The 6,453-nt window shown below is 69.2% G+C and carries 4 protein-coding genes and 1 pseudogene; 3 read left to right on the top strand and 2 right to left on the bottom strand.

Going from position 1 to position 6,453, the window contains the following annotated elements; translation table 11 throughout:
• Positions 1–203, top strand: a pseudogene (locus FLW16_RS23460) (IS5/IS1182 family transposase); the annotation flags it as partial.
• An 8-nt stretch (positions 204–211) separates the two neighbouring features.
• Here FLW16_RS23460 and FLW16_RS23455 read toward each other — a convergent pair.
• On the bottom strand, positions 212–856 hold the full coding sequence (locus FLW16_RS23455; protein WP_142562258.1) for a TetR family transcriptional regulator: 645 nt from the start codon (positions 854–856) through the stop codon (positions 212–214).
• A 74-nt stretch (positions 857–930) separates the two neighbouring features.
• On the opposite strand from FLW16_RS23455, the gene FLW16_RS23450 reads away from it, so the two are divergent.
• Complete coding sequence (locus tag FLW16_RS23450) at positions 931–2,211, top strand: GH1 family beta-glucosidase (RefSeq protein WP_142562257.1); 1,281 nt, start codon at positions 931–933, stop codon at positions 2,209–2,211.
• Here the strand turns inward: FLW16_RS23450 and FLW16_RS23445 are convergent.
• A complete protein-coding gene (locus FLW16_RS23445; protein WP_260615495.1) occupies positions 2,193–3,083 on the bottom strand; it encodes a hypothetical protein in 891 nt (296 codons plus the stop codon). The genes FLW16_RS23450 and FLW16_RS23445 overlap by 19 nt on opposite strands.
• A 212-nt stretch (positions 3,084–3,295) precedes the next feature.
• On the opposite strand from FLW16_RS23445, the gene FLW16_RS23440 reads away from it, so the two are divergent.
• Positions 3,296–6,358, top strand: a complete 3,063-nt coding sequence (locus FLW16_RS23440; RefSeq protein WP_142562256.1) for a M14 family metallopeptidase — start codon at positions 3,296–3,298, stop codon at positions 6,356–6,358.
• Positions 6,359–6,453: the final 95 nt, after the last annotated feature.

Genomic DNA, 6,453 nt, shown 5'->3' with positions numbered 1-6,453 from the left:
CCGCGCGCCTGCGGCGGGGCAGCCGCGGCGGTCGACCCTTCGCCTTCGATGCCCACGACTACCGCGCCCGTCATGCTGTGGAATGCGGCATCAACCGGCTCAAACGCCACCGCGCCATCGCAACCAGGTACGACAAACTCGCCGTCCGCTACCAAGCCGCCATTCTCATAACCGCGATAGACGACTGGCTCACCAGGCTTTGAGACAGGCCCTAGCGAAGGTGGTCCGAGAGGTAGCGGCGGACGAGGCGTTTGCATTCGGCGATGAGCTCGGGGTCGCCGTCGGGGTGGGCGCGGAAGGCCAGCTTGAGAACGGCGTCGGCGGCCTCGACGGCGACCACGAGGGCGCGGGACAGGCCGTCGCCCGGCGCCACGCCGAGCAGGTCCACGATGAGAGAGCGCAGGCGGTCGGCGACGACCACGTTGTTCTCCAGCGCCTCGTCGAGCATCCGCTGGGTGCCGGGCAGGGCGGGGCCGCCGGGAGCGGCGAGCACCTCGCCGAAGTCCACCACACCGAAGCCGGGGGTGGTCCGCTTCATGCGCACGAACTCGTCGACGACCAGGTCCACGACGCCGGTCCAGTCGGACAGCGGCGCGGCGGCCAGCCGGGACGCGACCCGGTCCAGGTACGCCTCCAGGTTCCGCAGCGCGAGCGCGCGGACCAGGCTCTGCTTGTCGGTGAAGAACTGGTAGAAGGTCCCGATCGGCACCTCGGCCCGGCGGGCGACCTCCTTGGTGGTCAGGGCGGCGTACCCCACCTCGTCGAGCAGCAGGGCGCACTCGTCCAGCATGCGCTCGACCCGCTCCTGACTGCGGCGCTGTGCTGGTCGTCGGCGCAACGCTCCCCCTGTTGTCATTCCGCCATTCTCTCCCGCTTTTCGGACAACCGAGCTAACATGAGTTCACCTCATATTAACTGAGAGGCGGCACCATGTTCCTCTGGGGTACGGCCACCGCGTCCTACCAGATCGAAGGGGCGGTCACCGAGGACGGCAGAGGGCCCTCTGTCTGGGACACCTTCTCCCACACTCCCGGCAAGGTCCGTGACGGGCACACGGGCGACGTGGCCTGCGACCACTACCACCGTTACCCCGAGGACGTGGCGCTGATGGCCGGTCTCGGCGTGAACGCCTACCGCTTCTCCATCGCCTGGCCGAGGGTGATGCCCACCGGCGCCGGCCCGGTGAACCAGGCCGGGCTCGACTTCTACGACCGTCTCGTGGACGCGCTGTGTGAGCGCGGCATCGCTCCCGTGCCGACGCTCTTCCACTGGGACCTGCCGCAGGCGCTGGAGGACGACGGCGGCTGGCTCAACCGTGACACCTCCCGCCGTTTCGCCGACTACGCCGCCGTCGTGACCGGACGGCTGGCCGACCGCGTACGCATGTGGATCACGCTCAACGAGCCGTTCGTCCACATGGTGGAGGGATACGGCCTGGGCATACACGCCCCGGGCAGGGCGCTCATGTTCGACGCGCTGCCGGTGGCCCACCACCAGTTGCTCGGGCACGGCCTGGCCACGCAGGCGCTGCGGGCGGCCGGCGCGGAGCAGGTGCTGATCACCAACAACTGCACTCCGGTCTGGCCCGCCTCGGACTCCCCCGAGGACCTGGCCGCCGCCGAGACGTACGACATCCTGCACAACCGGCTGTTCAACGACCCGGTCCTCACCGGCGCCTACCCCGATCTGTCGGCGTTCGGCGTCGAGATCCCCGTGAAGCCCGGCGACCTGGAGACGATCGCCCAGCCCCTCGACGGGCTCGGGATCAACTACTACAACCCCACCCGGATCGGCGGGCCCGGCGGGGACGGCCTGCCGTTCCGGTTCGAGGAGATCTCCGGCGTTCCCCTGACCGCGTTCGGCTGGCCCGTCGTCCCCGACGGCCTGCGCGAACTGCTCGACTCCCTCAAGGCCCGGTACGGCGACGCGCTGCCGCCCGTCTACATCACCGAGAACGGCTGCTCGTACGACGGCCTGGACGACCAGGAGCGGATCGCCTACCTCGACGGCCACATCACGGCGGCGCGCCGGGCGGACGTGGACCTGCGGGGCTACTTCGTCTGGTCACTGCTGGACAACTTCGAGTGGGCCGAGGGCTACCACCAGCGGTTCGGCCTGGTCCACGTCGACTTCGAGACCCAGCAGCGCACCCCGAAGGCGTCCTACCACTGGCTGCGGAAGTTCCTGGAGGCTCAGAGCACCGACACGTGAACGTGGTCGTAGTGGTTGGCGGTGATGCCGCCGCGGTCGGACATCATCCGCCAACCGGCACGCGTACGCATGTCGTAGTAGCGCTGCTGCCAGATGATGTACATGATCCCGTACTCGCTCGCGTGCTGGATGCACCACTGCGCGAGGGCGTCGCCGCGCTCCTTGGCCACGGCGTCGGGCATGCGGCCGCCGCTGCTCATCATGAAGTCGCAGGCCCGGCCCTTGCCGTGCTCTCCCGGGTCGCCGGGCCGCAGGCAGCCCACACTGAAGGGCATCGGGAACTGCGACATGATCGCGTTGCGTACGGTGATCATGCGCTGCGTCAGGCCGCTGCCGGCGTCGGGCGTCTGGAAGCCATACTTGGCCATCAGCCGCTCGATCTCGCCGCGCCTCGACTTGAGCTCCTTGATGTGGGCCTGCAGCTTGTCGATCTCGTCGGCGGCCGAGGCGGCCGCCTTCCTCTGCTTGGCGACGAGGTCCTTGACGCCGTTGAGCCGCTCGGTCCTGGCGGTGCCCAGGTAGGCCAGCGTCGCCAGCGAACTCGGGTCGACCGACAGGGAGAAGAGCCGGGAGGCGTCCGCGCCCCCGCTCATGTACGAGGTCTGGGCGAACGCGGCCACCTGCCGCTGGGCCGCGAGCAGGTCTCCCTTCAGCTTCTTGACCCTGCTGGACGCCTTCTGCGCGGCCCTCTTCGCGTCATCCAGGCTGAGGATCTCGCCGCGGTACTCCTTCTGGAGCGCCGTGGCCTCCTGGGTGAGCTTGCGGAGCTTGGCCTGCTGGTCCGGCTCGGCCTCCGCGGTGAGCGCACCGGAAACGGACGGTGCGACGAGCATCACGGTGGTGACCACCGCCAGCTTGGTCCAGCGCCGCACGCGACCTCCACTCGGATTCGGCCTGAAACTATAGAAGACGATCTTTACGTCTGCTACCGGAACAGGTGAAACTCTTGGGTCCAAAGCGGACAATCGCCGAATTCCCCGCGCTGTGACCAATTCGAGACTTACGCGTCGCCTTACCGCACTTGAACGCGATTTGCCCCCGACAGAGATTCGGGAGATCGTCACCCCCCACGAAGGGCTCACCGATGTCCCGACGAGAGATCGTCTCGACTCTGGCCGCCGCGGCTCTCGGCGCGGCGCTCCTGCTGCCGGTCTCCCCGGCGCAGGCCGGCCAGGGCGACCCGCTCCCCCCGGCGGACCAAGCCGACCTCTACCAGCTCGACAGCGCGCCCGGCACCTCGGGCACGCTGACCCAGAAGGGCTTCGACGTCGTCCAGCGGCACCTCACGGGCGACAAGGAGCACGTCGAACTGACGGCGACCCCCGCCGAGCTCAAGAAGCTCCAGATCCTCGGCTACCGGCCGCAGCCGGTGCGCAACCCGCAGGGCCAGACGCAGTTGCAGGCCGCGAAGGCGCAGGCGGCCGGCGGATACACCGTCTGGAAGTCCTACTCGGAGAAGGGCGGGATCGCCGACCAGCTCCGATCCATCGCGGACGCCAACAAGGACATCGCGAAGCTGGAGACGATCGGCAAGACCCTCCAAGGGAAGGACATCCTCGCGCTGAAGCTCACGAAGCTGGCCCGGGTGCTGCCCGACGGCGTCAAGCCGTCGGTGCTCTACTCGGCCACCCAGCACGCCCGTGAGTGGATCGCGACCGAGGTCGACATGCGGCTGCTGAAGTATCTGGTGGCCAACAAGGGCAAATCCGACGTCGGAAAGCTGCTGACCACCACCGAGGTGTGGTTCGTACCGGTCGCCAACCCCGACGGCTACGACTTCACCTTCACCGAGGGCAACCGGCTCTGGCGCAAGAACCTCCGCGACAACGACGGCGACGGCCAGATCACGGGCAACGACGGCGTCGACCCCAACCGCAACTTCCCCACGCGCTGGGGGTACGACGAGGAGGGCTCTTCCAGCGTCTTCAGCAGCGAGACCTACCGCGGCACCGGCCCGGCGTCGGAGCCCGAGACCCGGGCCATGGACGGCCTGCTCAAGCGGCTGCGCTTCAAGGCGCAGGTCAACTACCACTCCTTCGGCCCGCTGCTGCTGTATCCCGAGGGCTGGCAGGTCGAGACGAAGACCGCGGACGACCCCGTCTACCTGGCGCTGACCGGCACCGACGAGAACCCGGCCGTCCCCGGCTTCGACCCCGGAGTCGGCGCCGAGCTCTACACGACGAACGGCGAGACCACCGACCACGCGCACAAGGCGTACGGCACGCTCGCCTGGACGCCGGAGCTGGACGAGGGCTGCGACGGCTGCGGCTTCGTCTTCCCCGACGACGAGGCGCTGGTGCAGGCCGAGTTCGAGAAACAGCTTCCCTTCGCGCTCGACGTCCTGAAGTCGGCGCCGAACCCGAGCGAGCCGGTCAGCCACCTCGGCACCACCGTGCCCGACTTCGTCGTGGACGCGTTCGACGCCAGCTACGGCACCGACCAGGTCGTGCAGGTGGACGCCAAGCGCAAGCTCGGGCCGGTGTTCCTCAACTACCAGGTCAACGGCGGCCGCACCAAGATCGTCCCGACCTCCGAATGGAAGGGCGGGGAACGGTACGGCGACGGCTACGACACCTACTTCCACCAGCTCAGGGGCACGGTCAAGGGCACGAAACCCGGCGACACCGTGAAGGTGTGGTTCCGCTCGCTCACGGAGAAGAGCGAGGAGTTCACCTACAAGGTCGCCACGGACCTCGGCGGCAAGGTCCTGATCGTCGCGGCGGAGGACGTCACGGGCATCAGCCCGGCCCAGGGCGTCACGGAGGCGAAGTACGCCGACGACTACGCCAAGGCGCTCGCGGAGGCCGGCTACTCCTCCGACGTGTACGACGTGGACAAGAACGGCCGCAAGGCGCCCCACCCGCTCGGGGTCCTCAGCCACTACAAGGCCGTGGTCTGGGAGACCGGCGACGACATCATCCCCCGCGCGTCCGGGCAGCCGGGCGGCAGCGCCGCCAATCTGGCCGAGGCCCTGGAGCTGGCGTTCCGCGACTACCTCAACGAGGGCGGCAAGCTGCTCGCCACCGGAAAGTACGCGCTGTACGCCCAGAACACGAACGGCTCCTACTGGTATGAGCCGGACTATCCGGCGCAACCCGAGTGCACGACGCTGAGCAAGCCGCCGTGCCTCTCGCTGAGCAACGACTTCGTGCAGTACTACCTGGGCGCCTACACCTACGTGGAGGGCGGCGGCCAGGACTCCGGCGGGAACACGCTGCCGCTGCGAGGCGCGGGCGGCGCCTTCGCCGGCTTCACCGGCACGCTCAACGGCGGCGACTCGCCGGGGAACCAGAACCGCACCGCCTCGTTCGTCACGACCTCCTCGGTCCTGCCGGCCGACCGGTTCCCGCAGTTCGCCAGCTCGGCCCCGCTCAAGTGGCAGTACGGCGCGGGATCGCCGTTCAGCCCGCGCACCGGCTCCTGGGACGTGCAGAGCGGCCAGGCCGACGTGTCCTACAAGCGCCTGACCAGGACGATCGACCTCACCGGCAGGACCAGCGGCGAGCTGTCGTTCTGGACGTCGTACAACACCGAGCCCAACTGGGACTTCCTGACCGTCGAGGCGCACACGGCGGGCCAGGACGACTGGACGACGCTGCCCGACGCCAACGGGCACACCTCGCAGGAGGCGGGCGACAGCTGCGCCAGCGGCTGGGTGGACATCCATCCGTTCACCGCCCACTACCAGACGTACGACGGCGCGTCGTCCTGCACCGCCACCGGCACGACCGGCGCGTGGCACGCGGCCACCGGCTCGTCGAACGGCTGGCAGCAGTGGTCGGTGGACCTGACGGCGTACGCGGGCAAGAAGGTCGAGGTGTCGATCTCCTACATCAGCGACTGGGGCACCCAGGGCCTCGGCGTGTGGCTGGACGACATGACCGTCAAGGCCGACGGCGCGACCGTCGCGGAGACCTCGTTCGAGGACGACCTGGGCGACTGGACCGTCGCCGGGCCGCCTCCCGGGTCGGCGACCGCGCTGAACGACTGGGCACGCAGCGACCGCGCGCTCGACGACGGCGCGGGCATCACCACGAAGGACACGGTCTACTTCGGCTTCGGCGCGGAGGGCGCGACGACGCAGGCGATGCGGACGGACCTGGTCCGGCGGTCGATGGCCCACCTGCTCGGGCGGGCGCTTCCGTAGGGCCCGCGGTCCGGCCCGCACCGCCCGGCGCGGGCCGGACCGCGGCAGCTCTTGCCAAGGCCGAGCAGAACATGGTTCGGTCTGACTGAGTGCGC

The sequence above is a fragment of the Microbispora sp. KK1-11 genome (assembly GCF_006874435.1).
GTDB classification, from domain to species: domain Bacteria; phylum Actinomycetota; class Actinomycetes; order Streptosporangiales; family Streptosporangiaceae; genus Microbispora; species Microbispora catharanthi.
The sequence above is the reverse complement of the archived record's forward strand: the minus strand, read 5'-3'. Positions and strand labels throughout refer to the sequence as shown.

Excerpts from the sequence above, each read along its gene's own strand:
- FLW16_RS23455 (WP_142562258.1), bottom strand. The coding sequence starts at position 856 with ATGACAACAGGGGGAGCGTTGCGCCGACGACCAGCACAGCGCCGCAGT.
- FLW16_RS23450 (WP_142562257.1), top strand. The coding sequence starts at position 931 with ATGTTCCTCTGGGGTACGGCCACCGCGTCCTACCAGATCGAAGGGGCG.
- FLW16_RS23440 (WP_142562256.1), top strand. The coding sequence starts at position 3,296 with ATGTCCCGACGAGAGATCGTCTCGACTCTGGCCGCCGCGGCTCTCGGC.